This is a genomic window from Vibrio ulleungensis, assembly GCF_016900875.1.
In the GTDB taxonomy this organism is placed as follows: Bacteria; Pseudomonadota; Gammaproteobacteria; order Enterobacterales; family Vibrionaceae; genus Vibrio; species Vibrio ulleungensis.
Genome location: NZ_JAFEUM010000007.1, coordinates 191,694 through 214,368 on the forward strand (window position 1 = coordinate 191,694; position 22,675 = coordinate 214,368).

Genomic DNA, 22,675 nt, shown 5'->3' on the forward strand with positions numbered 1-22,675 from the left:
GTAAGATATACTTACATTCTCCCCCAAAAGTATGGGTAGGCATCATCACACAAGGACGTCGTTGTGAGCAGTAGAAGCCGTGGTTTTACACTGGTTGAGTTAGTCGTTGTATTGGTTATCATTGGTATCCTTGCCATAACGGCTGCGCCTAGATTCTTAAACCTACAAGAAGATGCGCGTAAATCCGCGCTACAAGGCATTGCGGCCGCCCTTAAGACAACAATTACCTTAGTGAAGTCTAAGGCTTACATTAACGGGCTATCCCCCGCTACGGAAAACCCAGGCAACAATGAGCAAGCAATATACATCATTGATTTTGGTGAAGGGATTGGCAGCGTAGAAGTCGATTGGGCGACCTTATGTCCAGAAAGCAAAGGTGAGCTGGGCAATGACCTAACCATGATCGACTTTCTCGTGCTTGATGACCCCGAGTCAATTGAACAAGAGTATGGCAATCGATATACCGCTATTGGCTATGACGTCCCTTTTACCAGCAGTGATTTAGGCGGCGCAACCATTACACCGAGTAACGGCTGTTATGTCCTATATGACTCATTTGGTGATAGACAAGGCGGTGATTGTACCGTTGAAGTTGTAGATACCGATTGCTAATCAAAAGTTCAGATCAGCACATACAAAAAAGCCTCGACATTTGTCGAGGCTTTTTTGTTTGAATAGTGGTACCGGTGGGCGGACTTGAACCGCCACGCCCGAAGGCAACGGATTTTGAATCCGTCGTGTATACCAATTTCACCACACCGGCACTAAAGCTTGGGGATAACCCCTTACTGTGTTTGGCATTATACGTATCGCTTACCTTGGTGCAATACCCAATCTATGAATTTGTGTTCGTTCGGCCGTTTTTTCGCCACGAAGGTCTATTTTTAGATCAAAATTGGGGCTAAATGCCTTTTAGATGCGGCCTTTTATCAGTATCCTTGCTCGCATTACTGATATTGAGTCCTCAAATTTTATGACTAACACCGCCACATTACCGACCGCAGGTTTTTTCCGTCGCGTCGCCGCTCTTATCTACGATGGCCTGCTCATTATAGCGATTGAAATGATCGCAGCTGGTATCGTTATTGCAATTTTAGAGGCACTTGTTGCTACGGGTCTTTTTGACTACGGCATCTATCTGGACGCCAGTGACTATTTAACGCAACATCCGGTTTGGAGTTCGATATTTACTCTTTACCTTGGCGCTATTTGGTTGGGCTTTTTCGCCTACTTTTGGAGTAAAGCAGGCCAAACACTAGGAATGAGAGCCTGGAAACTGCGTGTTCAAAATGAAGGTGGCTCAAACATTAGCGTGTCACAAGCCTTGATTCGCGCAGGTACATCAGCATTTGGACTGGGAAATTTAACCGTTCTCATTGATCCTAAAAAACGTGCTTTTCAGGATATGTGGGCTAAGACTCAGATTGTTGTTTTACCGAAAGCCTAACGAACTAATACCAACCAAAGCAATTACCTGATCATTCTTGCTCGTTAAAAAAATGGCCAACATTCGAAAGAGTGTTGGCCATTTTTTTATCTATAAGTTTCGCCTCAGTAGCATCACCGCTACCCCGAAGAACACCACAATGGGTGCAAGTGCCCCAAGCATAGGTGGAACGCTATAAACCAGGCTTAACGGTCCAAAAAACTCCGACGATATGTAGAACGCAAATCCAGCGATAACGCCCGACAGTATTCGCGCCCCCATGGTTACACTACGTAAGGGGCCAAACACAAACGACAATGCCATGAGCATCATTACCGCGATTGATAAGGGCTGGGTGACTTTGCGCCAGAACGCGAGCTCATACCGAGATGCTTCCTGCTCAGAGGCTTTTAGATAGTTAACATACTCAAATAAGCCACTCAGTGACAGCTCTTCGGGTTTAACCGTCACTATGGCTAATTTGTCTGGTGCTAATGTCGTCTGCCATTCGTATTGTTCAACGGTTTCTTTGGTGATCACCACTTCATCGACTAAATTGGTCACGACGGCTTCATTTAGCTGCCATGTGTTGTCACCAATGTAGTCGGCGTCTTTGGCAAACACTGTCACCTGCAGATCTTTTTGCTCATCGAAACGCCATACATTTACAGCAGTCAATGAATCATCACTTACCCTGCCAATGAAAATAAAGTCATTAGCGTCTTTTGCCCATACGCCAGAGCGAACTGAGGCGATATTACCACCAGAGACCGCAAAGGCTCTCAACTCACGTGCGGCTTTTTGTGCTTGCGGTGCGCCCCACTCGCCAAGCAGCATTACCATAACCATTAAGGGTAAAGCCGTCTTGAGTACCGACAAACCGACGTCTAATTTAGAATAGCCCGCCGCCTGCATAACAGTGAGCTCAGAACTACTGGCGAGCATCCCTAGCCCAATCAAGGAGCCAAGCAATGCGGCCATTGGGAAAAACAGTTCGATATCTCGAGGAACACTCAAAATGACAAAATAGAGTGCTTCCATCAAATCGTAGCTGCCGCGCCCCACTTTTCGAAGCTGTTCCACATATTTAATGATGGCAGACAACCCCACAAGAGTGGCCAGTGTTAGCGCACTTGTCGAGACAATCGTTCGGCCGATGTAAACATCAAGAATTTTAAACATGATTAGGCCGCTTTCCTTTTCGCGAGACGTTTTTGACGAAAGCCATCTTTGAGTTTACGCACAGGCACGCTGTCTAGTGAATTGAGAACAATACCTGCAACCAACAGCGCAATATTCATAGGCCATAATCCGACTGCTGGAGAAATGCCCCCGTCTTCAATCGCAGACTTCGCAGCACTAATCGATAAAAAGTACGCGAGATAAAACAAAATAGCGGGACCCATTTTTGCAAAACGCCCTTGCCGCGGGTTAACCGCCGATAGTGGGATCACCATTAATGTAAGAAGCGGAATACAAATAATGAGCGACAGTCGCCAATGTAGCTCAGCGATCGCTTTAGGATCATCACTTTGAAATAGTGCCGCAGTGGGTAAGGCCTCCCAATCACGACCTTTAGCTTTGACTTCACGCTGACCAATGAGCGCGTCGTACTCGTCAAATTCAGTGATGCGATAATCCAACATAGATGGAGTGCCTTCGTAACGCACACCATCTTGCAAGCTCAATATCTGGCGGCCATCGGAAAGCTCTCGGGCAATGCCCGAATCGGCAAAGGCAACGCTAGGACGAAGAGAGTCTCTGGCGGTCACTTGGGCAATGAAAACATTGGTCAGCACTTTGTTATCGACGTCATCAATAAACACCACAGAGCTGCCATCTGGCGTTCTTTGGAATTGTCCTTTTTTGATCAGCTCGACGCTGTTATCTGCTGCCAATTGTTCTACTAACTGAGCTTCTTTGTCTTGTGCCCACGGCGATAAATAGAGCGAGTTAAATGCGGCTGCACCAGAGGTGATCAGCGCCAGATATAGCGCTGCTTGAATTAGAAATTTATTGCCGATTCCGGTCGCATTCATCACTGTGATTTCACTTTCAGCGTACAAACGCCCAAAAGTGAGCAAAATGCCAATATAGAGACTGAGCGGCAGCATTAATTGCCCCATTGCAGGCATATTTAGGCCAACAAAAGTCATCACCATTGCAGCAGGAATATCACCATCTGAGGCGTCTGCTAACACGCTGATTAGACGCTGGCTTAAAAAGATCAAAAACAACACAAAAAAGATGGCAAATTGGCTCTTAATTGTCTCGCGGATCAAATATCTAACAATTATCACGCTTGGGGCACCTATAATTCCCTATACAAAACTTGTTTTTTTGGTGGAATCACTATAATTTCACGGTGAACTATTTATTTATCAAAAAATACGACTAAATGAGGTACGCAACAAAAGGGAACCTATAACGGTAAACATAACCCTTAGTTGCCCATACGACAAGTTAGCTAACTCAAGAAGTTAGCATTGCATTATCCATCATTTAGTTCAATTTGTCTTTAGGATGTAGGAGTTAGCATGGAGTTTAGTGTAAAAAGTGGCAGCCCAGAAAAACAGCGCAGCGCATGTATCGTTGTCGGTGTTTTTGAGCCACGTCGTCTCTCTCCAGTTGCAGAGCAACTCGATAAGATCAGTGATGGCTACCTAAGCTCACTGCTGCGCCGCGGCGACCTAGAGGGTAAGCCAGGCCAAATGTTGTTATTGCACCAAGTACCTGGTGTACTTTCAGAGCGCGTATTGCTGGTAGGTTGTGGTAAAGAGCGTGAGCTAGGCGAACGCCAGTACAAAGAAATCATCCAAAAAACCATTAGCACACTGAACGAAACTGGCTCTATGGAAGCGGTCTGTTTCTTAACAGAACTTCATGTAAAAGGTCGCGATACCTACTGGAAAGTTCGTCAAGCGGTTGAAGCAACCAAAGACGGCTTATACACCTTCGATCAATTCAAAAGTGCTAAGCCTGAAACGCGTCGCCCTCTTCGCAAATTGGTGTTTAATGTCCCAACGCGTCGCGAGCTAAACCTTGGCGAAAAAGCCATTGCTCACGGTCTTGCTGTAGCAACGGGCGTAAAAGCATCAAAAGATCTTGGCAACATGCCACCTAACGTAGCAAACCCAGCTTATCTTGCTTCTCAAGCTCGTCGCTTAGCAGACGACTTCGAGACAGTGTCGACCAAGATCATTGGCGAACAAGAGATGGAAAAATTGGGTATGACTTCGTACCTTGCAGTCGGTCGAGGCTCTAAAAACGAATCGATGATGTCTGTCATTGAGTACAAAGGTCACCCAGATCCTGAAACCAAACCTATTGTATTGATCGGTAAAGGTCTAACCTTCGACTCGGGCGGTATTTCACTTAAGCCTGGCGAAGGTATGGATGAGATGAAGTACGACATGTGTGGCGCAGCGTCAGTATTTGGCACCATGAAAGCACTGGCCGAACTTAACTTACCAATCAATGTCGTTGCCATCCTTGCAGGTTGTGAAAACATGCCTGGCAGCAATGCGTACCGTCCAGGTGACATCCTAACCACAATGTCGGGTCAAACCGTCGAAGTGCTGAACACCGATGCAGAAGGCCGTTTGGTTCTATGTGATGCACTGACTTATGTGGAGCGTTACGATCCTGAATGTGTGGTAGACGTAGCAACGCTTACTGGTGCTTGTGTTATTGCATTAGGTCATCACATTAGTGGTGTGATTTCGAATCACAACCCATTGGCACACGAGTTGGTGAACTCATCAGAGCAAGCGAGCGATCGTGCGTGGCGTATGCCAATGGCCGACGAGTACCATGAGCAGCTTAAGAGCCCATTTGCCGATATGGCAAACATCGGTGGCCGCGCAGCAGGTACTATTACCGCTGGTTGCTTCTTGTCGAAGTTTGCTAAGAAGTACAACTGGGCACACATCGATATCGCGGGTACGGCTTGGAAGTCTGGAGCCGCGAAGGGCTCGACTGGACGTCCTGTCCCAATGCTTGTCCAATTCTTAGTGAATCGAAGTGGCCAAGACTCGGAAGAGTAAATAGATACCAATTAAATTAATCAGCTGCGTAAAGATGGCCCAGGTAAAATCGCTGATAACTAGGCAAAGATTGCAGTAGCTAGTTGACCTAACTGCAAAATCTTTAACGACGGTATCAGCGATTTTAACAAGCTAGATTACGTAGATGATTGGTTTGATTGGTTTGATTGGTTTGATTGGTTTGATTGGTATCATAGGGCCTACGGGCCCTTTTTTAATCGCTCAATATTCAATATGGACAGCTAGCACTATCATGACCGTCGTGACATTTTATGTACTGCAAGACGACTCAGCTCAAAGCAGCGATGCTGGGTTTGAAGAGTATGTGTTGTTTTTGCTTAGTCACTTCGCATCGCAAAACGCAAAGATCTATCTAAACTGCAAAGACAAATCTCACGCACACCGTTGGGACGATAAGCTGTTTGCTCAAAACGCGACACATTTCATTGCCCACAACCTAGTCGGTGAAGGCCCTCGATACGGCTCACCACTTGAAATTGGCCATGACGGTTTAAAGCCCAGCTTTAATCGCAATCTCGTGATCAACATTAATCTAGAGAATAGCGAGACAATTTTTGCGAGATCGGCATCACAAGTGATAGAATTTGTCCCTTGCTCTGAAAAACAGAAACAAGCGGCTCGTGAGCGATTCAAACGCTACCGAGAAGCAGGAGCCGAAGTGCAGACGGTAAACGTCGACACCTCAAACTAGTTTGGGTCAAACTGCATAGCTAACGGACTTTATAACGCGGCAATTTTTTGCGCTATCGAGAGCCGTTAATTATGACGTTTGACATTGATTAACCATCAAAAGTATCCAGTTTAAGAGAACTATGGAAAAAACATACAACCCAACTTCAATCGAACAAGCGCTCTACCAGGCTTGGGAAGAAAAAGGCTACTTTAAGCCGCACGGTGACACGACCAAAGAAGCGTACAGCATCATGATCCCGCCGCCGAATGTCACAGGTAGCCTGCACATGGGCCACGCATTCCAAGACACCATCATGGATACTTTGGTCCGTGCTCAGCGCATGAAGGGCAAAAATACCCTTTGGCAAGTTGGTACTGACCACGCTGGTATTGCTACTCAGATGGTGGTTGAGCGTAAAATTGCCGCTGAAGAAGGCAAAACCAAACACGATTACGGTCGCGACGCGTTCATTGACAAGATTTGGGAATGGAAAGCGGAATCAGGCGGCACTATCACAAAGCAGCTTCGCCGATTAGGTGCGTCTGTAGATTGGGATCGCGAACGCTTCACTATGGATGACGGTTTATCTGCCGCGACTCAAGAAGTATTTGTACGCCTGTTTGAAGAAGACCTAATCTACCGCGGTAAACGTCTGGTGAACTGGGATCCAAAACTTCACACAGCGATTTCTGATCTGGAAGTTGAAAACAAAGACAAAAAAGGCTTCATGTGGCACTTCCGCTATCCTTTAGCGGATGGCGCCAAGACGGCAGATGGTAAAGACTACATCGTTGTTGCAACCACTCGTCCAGAAACCATGTTAGGCGATACTGGCGTTGCGGTTAACCCTGAAGATCCTCGCTACAAAGATCTGATTGGCAAGCACATTTTGCTTCCTGTGGTTAATCGCCTGATCCCTATCGTGGGTGATGAGCACGCAGATATGGAAAAAGGTACTGGCTGTGTAAAAATCACTCCAGCGCACGACTTCAATGACTACGAAGTGGGCAAGCGACACAGCCTACCAATGATCAACATTCTAACCTTTGACGCCAACATTCGTGATGAGGCCGAAGTCTTCAACACCAACGGTGAAGCTTCAACCGATTATGCAACGGACATGCCTGAGCAATATCAAGGGTTAGAGCGTTTTGCTGCGCGTAAAGCGATTGTGGCAGAGTTTGATCAACTCGGCTTACTTGACGAAATCAAAGATCACGATCTTACTGTACCTTACGGCGACCGCGGTGGTGTGGTTATTGAGCCAATGCTGACAGACCAATGGTATGTACGCACTGCACCGCTAGCAGAGCCAGCGGTAAAAGCGGTAGAAGATGGTGACATTCAGTTCGTGCCTAAGCAGTACGAAAACATGTATTTCGCGTGGATGCGTGATGTACAAGATTGGTGTATCTCTCGCCAACTATGGTGGGGTCACCGAATTCCGGCTTGGTACGACAACGACGGCAAAGTATACGTTGGACGCAGTGAAGAAGAAGTACGTGAGAAGAACAATCTTGCTCCTGTTGTGGTTCTTCGCCAAGACGACGACGTGTTAGACACTTGGTTCTCTTCTGCACTTTGGACTTTTGGTACTCAAGGTTGGCCTGAAGATACCGAAGCACTCAAAACGTTCCACCCTTCAGATGTATTGGTGTCGGGCTTCGATATCATCTTCTTCTGGGTCGCACGTATGATCATGATGACCATGCACTTCTGTAAAGATGAAGATGGGAAGTCACAAGTACCGTTCAAAACCGTCTACATGACTGGCCTTATCCGTGATGAAAACGGCGATAAGATGTCTAAGTCAAAAGGTAACGTGCTTGACCCAATCGACATGATTGATGGTATTGATCTCGAATCACTGGTTCAAAAACGTACCGGCAACATGATGCAGCCTAAACTGGCGGCGAAGATTGAGAAGAACACCCGCAAAACCTTCGAAGATGGCATTGAACCTTACGGTACTGACGCACTCCGCTTTACACTTGCGGCAATGGCATCGACGGGTCGTGACATCAACTGGGATATGAAGCGCCTAGAGGGCTATCGTAACTTCTGCAACAAGTTGTGGAATGCCAGCCGCTACGTACTGATGAATGCTGAAGATCAAGACTGTGGTTTTGGTGACAACGACGTAGAATACTCATTGGCCGACAAATGGATCGAATCTCAGTTTGAACTGGCGGCTAAAGAGTTTAATGCTCACCTAGACACCTACCGTCTGGATATGGCGGCAAACACCATTTATGAGTTTATCTGGAACCAGTTCTGTGACTGGTACTTAGAGTTAACCAAGCCGGTATTGTGGAAAGGTACAGAAGCACAGCAGCGTGGTACACGTCGCACCTTGATTACTGTCCTTGAGAAAACCTTGCGTTTGGCTCACCCAGTGATCCCTTACATCACCGAAACCATCTGGCAAAGTATTATGCCGCTGGTTGACGGTGTTGAAGGCGACACAATCATGACTCAAGCCTTACCTCAGTATGAGGGTACTAACTTCAACCAAGAAGCACTAGACGACATTGAGTGGGTGAAGGCATTTATCTCTAGCATCCGTAACTTGCGTGCAGAGTACGACATCAATCCAGGTAAACCTTTGGAAGTGATGTTGAAAGCCGCTGATGCCAAAGATGCAGCGCGCCTTGAAGCCAACAAACAAGTGTTGGTGTCGCTTGCGAAACTTGAGTCAGTGCGTATCTTGGACGCAGATGAGCAAACACCTGCATGCGCCACTGCACTGGTTGCGAAGTCTGAGCTAATGATCCCAATGGCAGGTCTTATCGACAAAGACGCTGAGTTAGCACGCCTTGAGGGTGAAGTGAAGAAAACCCAAGGCGAAATTAAACGTCTTGAAGGTAAACTAAACAATCAAGGGTTTGTGGCTAAAGCGCCTGAAGCCGTTGTGGCAAAAGAGCGTGAAAAACTCGACGGCTACAAAGAAACGTTGGTTAAGCTTGAAGAGCAAAAAGCAACGATTGCCGCTTTGTAATCTGATGACATAAAACGAGAAGGCCAATGGGGAAACTCATTGGCCTTTTTTTTCGAAAAAGTGCTGCGTAAGAAACTCCAATTAGTACAAATCGAAGTGCGTAACTGGTCAGTTAATTCCCTTGGTTGGTATAAGCCCTAACTTTCAATAAATTGCACACATACTTTCAGAAGTTTATTCGTAACAGTAGCGTCACCTATCACTTCGAAATGCTCAATAGATAACACCTATTAAAATAATTGAAAAATACCGCTTGATTAAATGAGAATGATTATCAATAATGTTAACAACCAGACAGGAAAGAGACTTTAATCATGAACAAGACAATCAGCTTCGCCGCCATCCATTTTTCTATTGCCACTATCGTTGCATACGCATTAACCGGTGATCTTCTATTAGGTAGTTTGATCGCAATGATCGAACCTACCATCAACACTGGCGCATTCTATCTGCATGAAAAAGTATGGGCAGGATTCGCCAACAGTAATAGAAAGCACCTAGCTACCATAAAAACTATCAGCTTTGCGACCGTTCACTTTAGTGTCGCGTTTACAGTGGTTTACCTGCTAACAGGTGATGCACTGGCCGGTGGTATCATTGCAACACTAGAGCCTGCATTAAACTCTGTGGCTTATTACTTTCACGAAAAGGTCTGGATCAAACGCAGTCAAACCCACACTCAACTCGCGCATAGTTAAGTCACCAGACTAGAGCTGCGATAGCGCCACTGTCTGGATGGGTGCCTCTGGAGAAAGAGGTACCCAAGCTTCCACTTGATACCCATCGATTTCAATAGCTAAGCTGTAATTTGCCCCATCGCCTTGAGTCACCGGCGCATCAATTTGAAAAAGCGCGGTAGCATGATCTTGTCGAAGATCCAAAGGTAAGGTCAATGTCATTCCGTTAAACTTCACTTTTGCAGACACCAGCCCGATTGCTAAGATCGCAAACATCAAATCTACTTTCACTTCGCACCCACCTACTGGATGCCAGATTTGTTCGATACGAAGTGTTTCAAGCCTTACATACTGACTAAACTGAAGATACGGCATTCGCCAAACACCCATTCTTTCGTCGCCCGGCGTTAAGCGGGGGATAATCTCTTGATCGTCGAACCACTCATCATCATCTTCTTCCAAAAACAACATTTCAATGCGATTTCGCCCAAGAGTAAGTTGACTGCGCACGTCCTTACGGTAGTTCATAGAGCGTCCATCACAATCAAACATGGCGACACCGTTTAGTCGAACCTCTGCGTGATAATCAACACCACCAACCACTAGCTCAATGACGTTGTGATTAAGCATCTCTTCAGTGACTTCGATGTCATGCATCAAATGCCACTCTTGCTGAGCAATTTCAGGCTCACTAAGTGTATTGGGTAAAACCGCACTTAATGGGCCGGGAAAGGTTAGATCGTCTTGTGGGATAGACAAATCTGTTAATGGCGAGAGTTGCCAAAGTCCGTTTAACAGCAGTTGCATAACTGTCCTTGTTTCGTCGAAATGCAGCTAAAAAAAAGCTCACCAATGGTGAGCTTCAATGTTGTTATTCTTGCTCGTCGTCTTCTTCATCATAGACGAGTGCATCTTCACCTTCGTAGTAGGTTCCCCAACCGTCGTAGATGATGTCATATTTCTCTGCAAGCCTAACCAGCTTTTCAACCTGAGCATCGATGGTTTCTGCATTCAGCGCAGACTCCATGGTCGCATCACAGCACAGCAACTTATTGCCGTCTTCGTCTTCACTTTCTTCAGCTTCTAGTACTTCAAAACCCATTTTAAATGCTTCGATGACTGCTTTTTCAAGCGTTTCGAAGTTTTCAGCAAATAGGTGGTGTTCGATTTGATAAAGAGAGTCTGGTTCGCTGCCATCACTGAGCAGCTCGTCGATAATCGCTCGGGTATCTTCTTTCTGCATCTCGATGAAATCTTCGACAGATAGGTACTCATCTTGTTCTGACATGCAAGGCTCCTAGACGGTAGGTTGAGTTGGTATAAATCGGTTAATTAGCGGCGATCCTACATGGATCATTGTGTGACCACAAGACAAAAAATAGAAACCCATCAGCTCACTAAATAAGTCAGTTAGTGCACTGATGGGTTGGGGTTTATCCAAGATGGTGACGCTATGCTGGTAGCTTAAACTGAGCGATTAACTGACTCTGCTTTTGAGATACTACGGTGAGTGATTCACTATTGCGTACTGATTCATTGGCATTGTCGGCAATACCCATTGCTACGTCAGAAATACCAACAATGTTTTCGGCAACTTCTTTAGCAACGGCGCTTTGCTCTTCTGAGGCAGTCGCTATGGATCGACTCATATCATTCACAATACGAAGTTTTTCTACCATCTCCTGCAGCGACTCATGGCTTTGGCTACTCTGCTCAACAGAGTATTGCGCCTGCTTAAGATTACTTTCAACCATCTTCACTGCACTGCTTGAATTCGCCTGCAAGCTTTCAATCATCGATCCAATCTCATTGGCTGACTCTTGGGTTCTTGTAGCCAATGAACGAACCTCGTCAGCAACGACAGCAAAACCTCGGCCATGCTCTCCCGCACGGGCGGCCTCAATAGCAGCATTTAACGCCAGTAAGTTAGTTTGCTCGCTAATAGATTGAATAACCGTCAATATTTCATCAATTTGCTGAGACTGAGTCGACAACTGTTGAATCACACCAGACGCTTCTGTCAATGAGCTCTGTAGCCCTTCGACAAACTCAACATTGGTCTTAGTAATCGACATATTTTGATTTGCTAAGCCAACCACTTCTTCAACAGCGTCACTTGATTCTACGGCATGGGTAGCCACTTCATGTACCGCATGTTCCATCTCGGTCACCGCGGCGGCCATTGATTCAGTTTGATGTTGCTGAGCTTGAACTTCGCTAAGTGTTTGAGAGCTCATTTTTTGAGAGTTAGTTGCTACTTCTGTAACCTGCTGATCAGCTTCTTGAATTTGACCAATTAGGCCTCTTAGCTTGTTCGACAGAATATTGATGCTATTGGCGATTTCACCCAATTCCGAACGGTAAGTTTGGTCAATGCTATGAGTCAAGTCGCCTTCCGATAACTTACTCAGGGCAGTTTGAATGGCGGCTAACGGCGTCTTAATGGCTCGCACAACAGAAAAAGTCACAAAAAGTGCGATTAATAAGGTCACTACAGATAAGCTGCTGTTCACCATAATTGAGTTTTTAGCACTGTTTCCGGCTTCGACTTTTGCGTCTTCAGAGAGTCCACGGATCACAGCGGTAAAGTTTTCTAGCTCCCCAACAATGACATCCATTTGCTCCGCGGTAACAGAAAGCATTTGATTGCTCTGCTCGTTCAGGCTGATGTATTGCTGATGCAATTTCAAAATACCATCGTTGCTTGCAATTGCACGACTAAGGATCGTCACATAAGGTGCAAGGTAGTCTTCTGAACTTGGCATTTCATCGTATACAGGGTCGACTTTTTCTAAGGTACGACTTAAGTACCCTTCGAGTTCCGTCGCCATCGGGGTAATCGCTTCTTCAGAATCGACGCTTAATAATCTCTGAATGTACCCTTTCGCGCCTGCGCCTTGGGTCTCAATGAAACTGATGTTCCATGCTGCAGAATTAAGGCCATCAAATTTGGCATCGGCTTGAAGGTCACCCATGTCTTGAGAAAAGAAGATCCACTCATCGTCAAACGATTTTAGCTCTTCAGCAGACTTGATTCGAGCTTGAGTCCGCTGGTTGTGCAGTTGCAGATGGCTCTCTGCGTTAACCATAAACGCTTCTACCTGGCCATTAACATTGGACAATGTATCGATCAGCTTTGGGTAGCCTTGCAACTGTTGTAACAATATCGATTGTTGCGCGCTAATCTGCTGCTTGGCCTCAGCGAAAGAGGCCTCTAGTTGTTGGCGCTTTTCCAACGATTCTGTATTAGCATGAACAAGCATCAGACGATTCGCGTCTTGAACATGCTTGGTCAACGTATTCGATCCATCCAAAAAGCCAGTCAACGTAGAAGCGGCTAGCTCCATTTGCGACTCCATTTTGGTCTGAGAAAAGTATGCAGAAAAGCTGATGGTTATGGCACACAATGTAACCACCACAAATCCCATCACAATCCTTTGAATTAGACTAAGGTGCACGGTTGGTATCTCCCGAAATTTGGTTAGCATGTCTCTTTTGCAAAACGACATACCATATAGTAACCCTAACTTGATATCGGCAGAAAGGCCTGTAGCTTTAGTTTTTAACCTTTTTCGCCACAAAATCTAACAAAAAAGTGACGGTAATCGATTACAAAGCGTGACAAACATAACGTAAAAGTTGGAAGTTTCTCTTGATTTGTATGATTTTGGGTGCAGGCAGTTGGATCAGGAAGATTCGGAACAATCGTTTTTAGCTTCGATCCTCAATAATTCTCATTCCTAACCGTTCTAAGTGCAATTCTATTCTTGAACACACTTTGGTCTATAGCTTCGATTATTCAACCCATAGGGATAATTAGCGACAATTGGAGTATACATCCTCCCAGAGTGCCTATTTATTCAAAAAGGTACGGCGTTCATTATGCAGTTTATCGAATAAATAGTCACATTTGTCACGCAATTTGATTAGTCGGTTATTTTGCAAAAAGATCGATAAACACCTCACCATTGATACATATGACTATAATTGGTACTCCATGCCAGATATTTGGTTACCAATATGATTTGCAATTTACACAATATATTGTCATAACATGCAGCGCACTATTAAAAGGATTTATCATGAGTAAGCTGTATGTAGGCTCTGAAGTTGGGCAATTGCGACGAGTATTGCTAAACCGCCCAGAGCGCGCCCTAACCCATTTGACCCCATCGAACTGCCACGAACTGCTATTTGATGACGTTCTCGCTGTAGAAGCAGCTGGAGAAGAGCACGACCAATTTGCCCAAACGTTGAGAGAGCAAGACGTTGAGGTATTGCTGCTGCACGACCTACTCGAAGAGACCTTAGCCGTGCCGGAAGCAAAGCAATGGTTATTAGACACTCAAATATCTGACTACCGTTATGGCCCACTGTTTGCGCGAGACTTTAGGCAATATTTATCGGAAATGGATAACCATCACTTAGCCGTTGTGCTTTTAGGTGGTCTTGCAAATTCTGAAATCAAATTAGACACTCAATCGATGCTACCTAAAATGCATCGCCCTCTCGATTTTATCATCGAGCCGCTGCCGAACCATCTATTTACCCGAGATACATCATGCTGGGTCTACGGGGGTGTATCACTAAACCCGATGATGAAGCCGGCTCGCCAACGTGAGACTAACCATCTACGTGCGATTTATCGCTGGCACCCAACTTTCGCCAATCAAGAGTTTGTAAACTACTTTGGCGACGAAGATCTGCACTACGATAATGCCAACATTGAAGGTGGTGATGTTTTGGTGATAGGCAAAGGTGCGGTGTTAATTGGGATGTCTGAGCGAACCACACCACAAGGTGTAGAAAACTTAGCCTACAACCTATTTAGGTCCGGTCAAGCGACCGAAGTCATCGCGATTGATCTACCTAAGCATCGCTCATGCATGCATCTAGACACCGTTATGACGCATATGGACGTAGACACATTCTCTGTCTATCCAGAAATTATGCGCAAAGATTTAGAAACGTGGCGACTGTCAATTGGCAAAGACAATGAGATGAAAGTGGAACAAGTACCAAGCTACATTCACGCTATAGAGCAAGCTTTAGGTCTAGACTATCTGAAAATCATAACCACCGGTGGTGACAGCTTTGAGGCCGAACGTGAACAATGGAACGACGCCAATAACGTACTCACCGTGAAGCCAGGGGTGGTCATTGGCTACGAACGTAACGTCTACACCAATGAAAAATATGACAAAGCCGGGATTCAGGTCCTCACTATTCCTGGTAACGAATTAGGCCGTGGTCGTGGTGGCGCCCGTTGTATGAGCTGCCCAATAGAGCGTGATGGCATATAGCCCCTAAAACGAGTTATAGTAAAAGGGACTTTCGAGTCCCTTTCTTAGATTTAAATCAAATAAAAATTCACTTTATATGTATTTTTATATATAAATGATTTTCTGACAGTGTATGGAGTTGAGGCCATGGGATTTAATTTAAAGCATCGTAACTTTTTGAAACTTCTTGATTACACAACTGAAGAGATTCAATTCTTACTCGAACAATCGGCAAACCTAAAAAAAGCAAAGTATGCAGGATACGAAAAACCGACGTTGTCGGGAAAAAACATCGCGCTTATCTTTGAAAAAGCCTCAACCCGAACTCGATGTGCTTTTGAAGTTGCCGCTTTTGATCAAGGTGCTCAAGTCACCTACATTGGACCTACCGGCTCTCAAATCGGTGAAAAAGAGTCGATGAAAGATACCGCTAGGGTGCTTGGCCGAATGTACGATGGCATTCAGTACCGCGGGTTTGGGCAAGAGCGCGTTGAGGAGCTAGGTGCTTATGCCGGCGTTCCTGTCTGGAATGGCCTGACCGATGAGTTTCACCCAACCCAAATACTGGCCGATTTCCTTACTATGCTCGAACACGGAAAAGGCAAGCAACTTCATGAGCTTAAGTTCGCTTTTTTAGGGGATGCGCGCAACAACGTGGCAAACTCGTTAATGGTAGGCGCAGCGAAAATGGGGGTCGACATTAACTTGGTAGGCCCTAAAGATTACTGGCCAGAAGCAACGCTTGTCGAAGAGTGTCAGCTGTTGGCACAGCAAAGCGGTTCAACCATCACACTCACCGAATCCGTCGACGAAGGCGTAGCAGGGTGCGACTTCATCTATACCGATGTCTGGGTATCAATGGGCGAATCAAAGCAAGCATGGGCCGAACGTGTCGAGATTATGAAGCCTTATCAGGTAAACGCTTCTTTAATGGCGAAAACGGGTAAAGCCGACAGCAAGTTTATGCACTGTTTACCAGCATTCCATAATGATGAAACGACCATCGGAAAACAGGTCGCAGAAGAATTTAATATGAAAGGTCTGGAAGTCGACGAAGAGGTCTTCGAATCAAAACAGTCTATCGTGTTTGATCAAGCAGAAAACCGTCTTCACACCATTAAAGCCGTTCTCGTCAGTACACTGGCGTAAAAAGTATAAGCACTAAAAACGCAGTGATTCAGCCCATTAGGGCATATCGCTGCGTTTTCATTTCAAGTTACCCGCGAGATTAAACCTTCGGTTTTATTTTGGCGCACTATGAAAAATAGCGTTGAGCGAATTCTATGAACGCATTGAGCTTGTTAGAGCGTTTGACCATTGGTGGGTACAGTAAGTAAACGTCATTGTTCCAAATGTGGTGCTCATTGAGTACTTGCACCAATTGCCCTTGTTGAATCTCTTTTTCCACGTAATAGTCTGGTGCCATCATTAGGCCTTTGCCTTCAATGGCTTGCTGCTTAATGATATGGTTTTCATTTATGGTCAACCAGCCTTGGACATCCACTTCTTCTCCAGAAAACGACCAGCGCTCTACACCTTGTCCTGTTATGCATTGATGGTGTGCCAATTGTTGTGGCGTATAAATGGGTTCATTTTTTTGCAGATAGCTTGGCGATGCGACCAGCACTCGCTGATAAGCAAACAAATGCTTGGCCACTAAATTTTGTGGTGGCGTTTGAGTGGCTCTAAACGCGCAATCAAAGTTATCTTTTACCAAGTTATAACTGTTGTAACTGCACTCAATAACAAACGTCACCCTCGGGTGCAGCTGTGTAAACTCGGCGCACATTTGAGCCAATACGCTTTGAGCAAGTTGAAGTGGCGCCGTAAAACGTATTTCGCCCTCTATGGCGGTGTTTTCGTAATCGATCGTCCGTTCAATGTGCAAGAGATCTTGCTTGATCCCTTCCATTCCTTGTTTTATTTGCTCTCCTTGAGCGGTTAATCGTACTGTTCGTGTTGAACGGATCAGCAGTGGATAACCTAACTCTGTTTCCAACTGTTTAATCTGAGTGGAAAGGTAACCTCTAGACATTTCAAGGTTTTCCGCAGCTTTGGTAAAGCTTAGTTGACGTGCCACCTCAACAAACAGTAGTAGTCGTTCAATTTTTTTATGGTGCATGAGTCCGCTTTTGTTCAATATAACAAACAATGATTTCTCTTTTGTAGTGTTTATTAATCTAATTAGCAAGGCATACTAGTCACAATAACGAAGACACCGACAAAAAGAATCACAAAGGTACTTACCATGACGCAATCTCAATCAACACTAATTTACGGATGCATGGGGCTTGGCGGCGGATGGAACGACCAACCCGTTCGTTCTGAAGACGTAAAAAAAGTTCACACTGTAATCGACTCGGCACTCGAGTGTGGAATTCGCCTATTTGATCACGCCGACATTTACACCTTTGGAAAAGCTGAACAAGCTTTTGGGCAAGCTCTAAGGGAACGACCTGAGCTCGCTAACGAGCTTCGTATCCAATCCAAGTGTGGTATCCGTTTTGCTGATGAGTTAGGGCCTAAGCGCTATGATTTTTCGACATCTTGGATCGTAAGCTCAGTTGATTCCATTTTGTCTCGTTTGGGCGTCGAGCAAATCGATACCCTGTTGCTACACCGTCCCGATCCACTGATGGTCGTTGATGAAGTCGCTAGCGCTGTTGCAACACTGCAAGCCAGCGGCAAGATTAAAAACCTTGGTGTCTCCAACATGAATGCCCACCAAATGAGCTATCTTCAGTCTGCCCTTTCCACACCTATTGTGTGCAATCAAATGGAGATGAGCTTAACCAAACTGGATTGGTTGGAAGAAGGTATCACTGAGTTTTCCAGCAGCACGCTTGGCACTCTGGAGTACTGCCAAGCCAATAATATAGAGATTCAAGCTTGGGGCAGTCTAAGCCAAGGACTGTTCAGTGGACGCGATCTCAATGGGCAGCCAGACAACATTGTTCGAACTGCAACCTATGTGCGAGAGCTTGCCGAGCACTATCACGTTTCCAGTGAGGCTATTGTACTCGCCTGGTTGCAACGCCATCCTGCAAACATTCGTCCGGTAATAGGCACTACTGCACCTCATCGCATTAAAGCGTGTGCACAATCCGATACTGTTACCTTAAGTCGTGAACAGTGGTACACCCTCTACGAACTAGCGCGCGGCGCGGAAATGCCATAAGGAAGACATCTCATGAATTTAGAATTTGCTCAACGTATTGTTCAGTGCGCATTGCAACAAGCGACGTCCAACGATCAGTCTGTCGCTGTTGCCATCGTCGATAGTCATGGTGAACTGATCAGTTTTGCTAAGATGGATGAGTGCAGCTTTCAAGCTGCGCTGCTTGCCAAAAACAAAGCATACACCGCAGCCCGCGACAGGCAGCCTACGTCGCAACTGGGTCTATGGGCACAACAAACAAGTAAAGACATGGGCTATTGGACTGATCCGAAAATCACAGGATTGGGCGGTGGTCTACCCGTCGAGTCAGATGGACGAGTAATCGGTGCGATAGGTGTGAGTGGCTTGAGCGAGCAACAAGACGAAGAGTTGGCGCACTTTGCTATTTCCTCGCTTCCGCACCAAGCCTAATTGAATAACCCCTTACTGCACGACAGCGAGTTACATCACTAGCCGCCATCAAAAAGCCGCTATTTTTGTGGAATATTACCTAGAGATAGGGGTATAATCGCGCTCGAATTCTAGGGGAGACGTTATGAAAAGCAATCGTTTTCGTTTTTACTGCACGTTGGTTGTAACCAACGTCTCTTCCGATCAATTTTAGCCTCCCTTATTGGGGGGCTTTTTTGTGCCTTTTTGTTTATCTCGATTAGGTAAACAACCACTTTGATAAGGAACATGGTATGACTCATTCGCTCTATAACAAGCACATCATTTCTATACCAGAATTAAGTCGAGATGAGCTAGAGCTAATCGTAAATACGGCAGGCGACCTTAAAGCAAATCCACAGCCTGAGCTCATCAAAAATAAAGTGGTAGCGAGCTGCTTTTTTGAACCATCGACTCGAACTCGATTGTCCTTTGAAACCGCTATTCAACGTGTTGGCGGAGATGTGATTGGTTTTGACAGCGGTGGCAACACTTCACTAGCCAAGAAAGGCGAAACCTTGGCTGACTCCGTACAAGTGATTTCATCGTACGTGGATGCTTTTGTTATGCGCCACCCACAAGAAGGTGCGGCCCGACTTGCATCGGAGTTTTCTAATGGCGTTCCAGTTATTAATGCGGGAGATGGCTCCAATCAGCATCCAACTCAAACCCTATTGGATTTGTTCTCGATATATGAAACTCAAGGCCGCCTGGACAACCTAAATGTCGCCTTTGTGGGTGACTTAAAATATGGACGAACGGTTCACTCGCTTACCCAAGCTCTTGCTAAATTTAGCAATAACCGCTTCTTCTTTATTGCGCCTGACGCACTGGCCATGCCCGACTATATTTGTGAAGAGCTCGATGAAGCGGGTATTCAATATAGCCTGCACAACGAGATGGAACCGGTTATTCCAGAGCTAGACATCTTGTACATGACTCGAGTTCAAAAAGAGCGCTTTGACGACTCTGAGTACGCGCACATTAAATCGGCGTACATTCTGACGGCTTCACTGCTCGATAATGCCAAGCCTAGCTTAAAAGTGTTACACCCACTGCCAAGGGTCGATGAGATTACTGTAGACGTCGATAAAACCCCACACGCCTATTACTTTGAGCAAGCCGAAAACGGCGTGTATGCGCGTGAAGCCCTACTAGCCTTAGTGTTAAACCCACAACTTTAATTGAGGAATGATCATGAGCGACAAAGCGACCCAGCTTCAAGTAGAAGCGATTCAACAAGGTACAGTGATTGACCATATCCCAGCGAAAGTAGGTATTAAGGTACTCAAACTTTTTGAAATGCAAAACTCTGAGCAGCGTGTGACTATCGGCCTAAATCTGCCATCGTCGGCGCTCGGTGCTAAAGACCTGCTCAAGATTGAGAACGTATTTATCGATCCTTCGCAAGCCAGTAAACTGGCGTTGTATGCACCCAATGCTACGGTCAATCAAATTGAAGACTATAAAGTGGTCAAGAAGCTTGAACTTGAGTTACCCAAGCAGATTACTTCGGTATTTGAGTGCCCAAATAGCAACTGTATTACACACAACGAACCGGTTGAAAGCAGCTTCACGGTTATTCAAAAAGCCGCTTCGATCCGCTTGAAGTGCAAATATTGCGAAAAAGTTTACGCTAGAGAAATTGTTACCGAACGCTAGGGCTTTACTCAAGATTCAGGCAAAGGCACACTGTTAGCATAAACACACAATGGACATAGGCAAATCAATGACAAAAGTACTTCACACCGACACGGCTCCAGCGGCAATTGGCCCTTATGTACAAGGCGTAGACCTAGGCAATATGGTTTTGACGTCAGGACAAATTCCTGTAAACCCTGAAACAGGCGAAGTGCCAGAAAACATTGCTGAGCAGGCCAGACAATCACTGGATAATGTGAAAGCTGTGGTCGAGTCTTCTGGCCTTACCGTCGGTGATATCGTCAAGATGACCGTTTTCGTTAAAGATCTTAATGATTTCGGCACCGTAAACGAAGCTTATGGCAAGTTCTTCGACGAGCATAATGTCGCAAACTACCCTGCTCGCTCTTGCGTTGAAGTTGCGCGATTACCTAAAGATGTAGGTATCGAAATCGAAGCGATTGCTGTTCGTAAGTAGTCTGCACTACAAAGCAAATCCAAGAGCAACAAACGGCCGTTTGTTGCTCTTTTTTTATTCCCAACTATTTGTGGTTTCTATCCATACCCAATTTCAATCATATTATTGAAATTGGGACAATCAAAGATCACTGTGACGTTAACAAGTTATGTATAATCCAGTAGGGAACATACGCAACAGGATGTTGAATGAGATCTCTTATAGCAGCTACGGGGCTTCTTTGTTTGTCGCTCCCTGCGATGGCTGAAGTTGAAACAGAGAAGTTCAAACTTGATTTAGGTGGCTATTTAGTCGCTCACCACTCCACACAATTGTTTTTTACCAGCCAATATCTAGCAGGAGTAAACTTAGATCTGCAAGATGATTTTGGCATGGAAACACAAACCAGAAGCATACGCTTAGACGGTCATTATCGCTTTAATCCAAAACATAAAATGGAGTTTTCTTACTACCGCTTGCACACGGGTTCCTCGAAAGTGACCGATAGAGATATTGATTTCTTAGATGTGACCTTCTCGGCTGGTGCTAGAATCGATTCCTATTTAAAAATGGACATCTACAAGCTCAATTACGCGTACTCTTTTTACCATACTGATAAAGTTGAACTGTCGACAGGTATTGGCCTGCACATGATAAAAACTGCAAGCGGTGTCAGTGGCGATTTTACCGCAGACGGTGAATATGTAGTCGGTGGTACTGAGTCTATTAACTTCCTAGCTCCCCTGCCAGTGCTTGGCTTTAAAATGATCTATAGCGCGACGGATAAGATCAATGTCATCGGTGCGTTGGATTATTTTGGACTCGATATCAAAGACTTCTCTGGTTACTTCACCGATTTACGCATTGCGTCTGAATATGCAGTGCTCGATAATTTTAGCGTTGGTGCTGGGTTGAATTTTACAGTGCTTGACTTAGCCGTCAAAAAAGAAGGCAAGTTAAAAGTATCGCAAGGTGTTTCCGGTGCAATGGTCTATTTGAGTTATCGCTACTGACTATTAACCGAGAGACAAAAAAGGCAGAGTCACTACTCTGCCTTCTTCAAACTTAACCAATCGGCTTTTAGTTGATAACGCCGTCTGCTTGGTTGCGTTGCTCGACTTCTATATCTAACTCCGCCAGTTTCTGTTCCATTTTCTCGCGGCAAACGTTGGCTAGACCACGGACATCAGATTTGTCGTAATCTGCGACGTTAACAGGGTCAAGCATTTCAACGATGACATGGCCGTTATTCCAGCGATTCATTTTAATTTTTTGGTGCGTGGTGCTGCAAACAATGGGAACAATATTCACACCAGAGCCAATAGCGGCGTGAAAAGCTCCCGTTTTAAAGGGCAACATGCCACGTCCTCGTGAGCGAGTGCCTTCCGGGAACATCCACACTGATAAACCTGACTCTTTAATTTTCTGCACAACCTGATCGATGGTGCCCTTAGCGCGTGAGCTGTTTGCACGGTCAATCAATATGTTCCCGGTCAACCAATAAAGTTGCCCAAACAGAGGCAGCCAAACCAAACTCTTTTTGCCTACGGTTACAACATGAGGGGTAACCGCCGATGAAATGGTGAACATATCCCAGGAATTCTGATGATTGGCAATATACACGTGTTGACCACGCTCATACGCGTCTTTAGGCAAACGAAGTTCTAGCGTAATACCAAAGACTCTATGCATAGCGCCAAACATACGGCCAAAATTAAATACGTGTTTTGAATCTCGTGGGCTAAGTAGACAATAGCCGCAACCAAAAACAAACATCAATACAGCAAATATCGCCACTGCAATGACTCGAAGTAGTGCAATCATTTTGTTCCCCAGTGTCACAATGA

21 protein-coding genes and 1 tRNA gene are annotated in these 22,675 nt (G+C 45.4%); 14 read left to right on the top strand and 8 right to left on the bottom strand.

Annotated elements, in window-relative coordinates; genetic code table 11:
- Positions 1 to 63 precede the first annotated feature (63 nt).
- Complete coding sequence (locus JQC93_RS16385) at positions 64 to 612, top strand: type II secretion system protein (RefSeq protein WP_205159464.1); 549 nt, start codon at positions 64 to 66, stop codon at positions 610 to 612.
- A gap of 66 nt (positions 613 to 678) precedes the next feature.
- Here JQC93_RS16385 and JQC93_RS16390 read toward each other — a convergent pair.
- Positions 679 to 763, bottom strand: a tRNA-Leu gene (locus JQC93_RS16390).
- A 210-nt stretch (positions 764 to 973) separates the two neighbouring features.
- On the opposite strand from JQC93_RS16390, the gene JQC93_RS16395 reads away from it, so the two are divergent.
- On the top strand, positions 974 to 1,447 hold the full coding sequence (locus JQC93_RS16395) for an RDD family protein (protein ID WP_205159465.1): 474 nt from the start codon (positions 974 to 976) through the stop codon (positions 1,445 to 1,447).
- Between the two features lie 90 nt (positions 1,448 to 1,537).
- Here JQC93_RS16395 and lptG read toward each other — a convergent pair whose 3' ends face one another.
- On the bottom strand, positions 1,538 to 2,608 hold the full coding sequence (gene lptG / locus JQC93_RS16400; protein ID WP_205159466.1) for an LPS export ABC transporter permease LptG: 1,071 nt from the start codon (positions 2,606 to 2,608) through the stop codon (positions 1,538 to 1,540).
- 2 nt (positions 2,609 to 2,610) lie between these two features.
- The gene (gene lptF, locus JQC93_RS16405) at positions 2,611 to 3,726 is read right to left on the bottom strand and encodes an LPS export ABC transporter permease LptF (RefSeq protein ID WP_205159467.1); all 1,116 of its coding nucleotides are present in this window, start codon (positions 3,724 to 3,726) and stop codon (positions 2,611 to 2,613) included.
- Between the two features lie 237 nt (positions 3,727 to 3,963).
- On the opposite strand from lptF, the gene pepA reads away from it, so the two are divergent.
- From pepA to JQC93_RS16425, 4 genes are all read left to right on the top strand, one after another.
- Positions 3,964 to 5,472, top strand: coding sequence for a leucyl aminopeptidase (pepA, locus tag JQC93_RS16410; protein WP_084883819.1), 1,509 nt, complete (start codon positions 3,964 to 3,966; stop codon positions 5,470 to 5,472).
- 253 nt (positions 5,473 to 5,725) lie between these two features.
- On the top strand, positions 5,726 to 6,184 hold the full coding sequence (locus JQC93_RS16415; protein WP_205159536.1) for a DNA polymerase III subunit chi: 459 nt from the start codon (positions 5,726 to 5,728) through the stop codon (positions 6,182 to 6,184).
- Between the two features lie 121 nt (positions 6,185 to 6,305).
- Entirely contained in the window at positions 6,306 to 9,164 is a 2,859-nt protein-coding gene (locus JQC93_RS16420) for a valine--tRNA ligase (protein WP_205159468.1), read from the top strand.
- Between the two features lie 314 nt (positions 9,165 to 9,478).
- Complete coding sequence (locus tag JQC93_RS16425; protein WP_205159469.1) at positions 9,479 to 9,862, top strand: DUF2061 domain-containing protein; 384 nt, start codon at positions 9,479 to 9,481, stop codon at positions 9,860 to 9,862.
- 9 nt (positions 9,863 to 9,871) lie between these two features.
- Here the strand turns inward: JQC93_RS16425 and JQC93_RS16430 are convergent, their stop codons facing one another.
- From JQC93_RS16430 to JQC93_RS16440, 3 genes are all read right to left on the bottom strand, one after another.
- Positions 9,872 to 10,648: a glycosyl hydrolase 2 galactose-binding domain-containing protein gene (locus JQC93_RS16430; protein ID WP_205159470.1), complete on the bottom strand. Its 777-nt coding sequence runs from the start codon at positions 10,646 to 10,648 to the stop codon at positions 9,872 to 9,874.
- Positions 10,649 to 10,712: 64 nt separating this feature from the next.
- Positions 10,713 to 11,129, bottom strand: coding sequence for a ribonuclease E inhibitor RraB (gene rraB / locus JQC93_RS16435; protein ID WP_084883811.1), 417 nt, complete (start codon positions 11,127 to 11,129; stop codon positions 10,713 to 10,715).
- Between the two features lie 163 nt (positions 11,130 to 11,292).
- Positions 11,293 to 13,269: a methyl-accepting chemotaxis protein gene (locus tag JQC93_RS16440; protein ID WP_205159471.1), complete on the bottom strand. Its 1,977-nt coding sequence runs from the start codon at positions 13,267 to 13,269 to the stop codon at positions 11,293 to 11,295.
- Positions 13,270 to 13,923: 654 nt separating this feature from the next.
- On the opposite strand from JQC93_RS16440, the gene arcA reads away from it, so the two are divergent.
- Both arcA and argF read left to right on the top strand, forming a co-directional pair.
- Positions 13,924 to 15,144 carry an arginine deiminase gene (gene arcA / locus JQC93_RS16445; RefSeq protein WP_205159472.1) on the top strand — a complete coding sequence of 407 codons (1,221 nt, stop codon included), beginning with the start codon at positions 13,924 to 13,926 and terminating at the stop codon, positions 15,142 to 15,144.
- 126 nt (positions 15,145 to 15,270) lie between these two features.
- The gene (argF, locus tag JQC93_RS16450) at positions 15,271 to 16,272 is read left to right on the top strand and encodes an ornithine carbamoyltransferase (RefSeq protein ID WP_205159473.1); all 1,002 of its coding nucleotides are present in this window, start codon (positions 15,271 to 15,273) and stop codon (positions 16,270 to 16,272) included.
- Between the two features lie 106 nt (positions 16,273 to 16,378).
- On the opposite strand, the gene JQC93_RS16455 is transcribed toward argF, so the two are convergent.
- The gene (locus tag JQC93_RS16455; protein WP_205159474.1) at positions 16,379 to 17,245 is read right to left on the bottom strand and encodes a LysR family transcriptional regulator; all 867 of its coding nucleotides are present in this window, start codon (positions 17,243 to 17,245) and stop codon (positions 16,379 to 16,381) included.
- Between the two features lie 126 nt (positions 17,246 to 17,371).
- On the opposite strand from JQC93_RS16455, the gene JQC93_RS16460 reads away from it, so the two are divergent.
- The 6 genes from JQC93_RS16460 (at position 17,372) to JQC93_RS16485 (ending at position 21,841) form a co-directional block, all read left to right on the top strand.
- Positions 17,372 to 18,301 carry an aldo/keto reductase gene (locus JQC93_RS16460; protein WP_205159475.1) on the top strand — a complete coding sequence of 310 codons (930 nt, stop codon included), beginning with the start codon at positions 17,372 to 17,374 and terminating at the stop codon, positions 18,299 to 18,301.
- 12 nt (positions 18,302 to 18,313) lie between these two features.
- The gene (locus tag JQC93_RS16465) at positions 18,314 to 18,712 is read left to right on the top strand and encodes a GlcG/HbpS family heme-binding protein (RefSeq protein WP_205159476.1); all 399 of its coding nucleotides are present in this window, start codon (positions 18,314 to 18,316) and stop codon (positions 18,710 to 18,712) included.
- Between the two features lie 272 nt (positions 18,713 to 18,984).
- A complete protein-coding gene (pyrB, locus tag JQC93_RS16470; RefSeq protein ID WP_205159477.1) occupies positions 18,985 to 19,914 on the top strand; it encodes an aspartate carbamoyltransferase in 930 nt (309 codons plus the stop codon).
- Between the two features lie 13 nt (positions 19,915 to 19,927).
- Positions 19,928 to 20,392 (top strand): aspartate carbamoyltransferase regulatory subunit, encoded by a 465-nt coding sequence (pyrI, locus tag JQC93_RS16475; protein WP_205159478.1) that lies wholly within the window; start codon positions 19,928 to 19,930, stop codon positions 20,390 to 20,392.
- A 67-nt stretch (positions 20,393 to 20,459) separates the two neighbouring features.
- The gene (locus JQC93_RS16480; protein WP_205159479.1) at positions 20,460 to 20,849 is read left to right on the top strand and encodes a RidA family protein; all 390 of its coding nucleotides are present in this window, start codon (positions 20,460 to 20,462) and stop codon (positions 20,847 to 20,849) included.
- Positions 20,850 to 21,037: 188 nt separating this feature from the next.
- Positions 21,038 to 21,841: a hypothetical protein gene (locus JQC93_RS16485; protein ID WP_205159480.1), complete on the top strand. Its 804-nt coding sequence runs from the start codon at positions 21,038 to 21,040 to the stop codon at positions 21,839 to 21,841.
- 67 nt (positions 21,842 to 21,908) lie between these two features.
- On the opposite strand, the gene JQC93_RS16490 is transcribed toward JQC93_RS16485, so the two are convergent.
- Positions 21,909 to 22,652, bottom strand: a complete 744-nt coding sequence (locus JQC93_RS16490; RefSeq protein WP_205159481.1) for a 1-acylglycerol-3-phosphate O-acyltransferase — start codon at positions 22,650 to 22,652, stop codon at positions 21,909 to 21,911.
- Between the last annotated feature and the right edge of the window lie 23 nt (positions 22,653 to 22,675).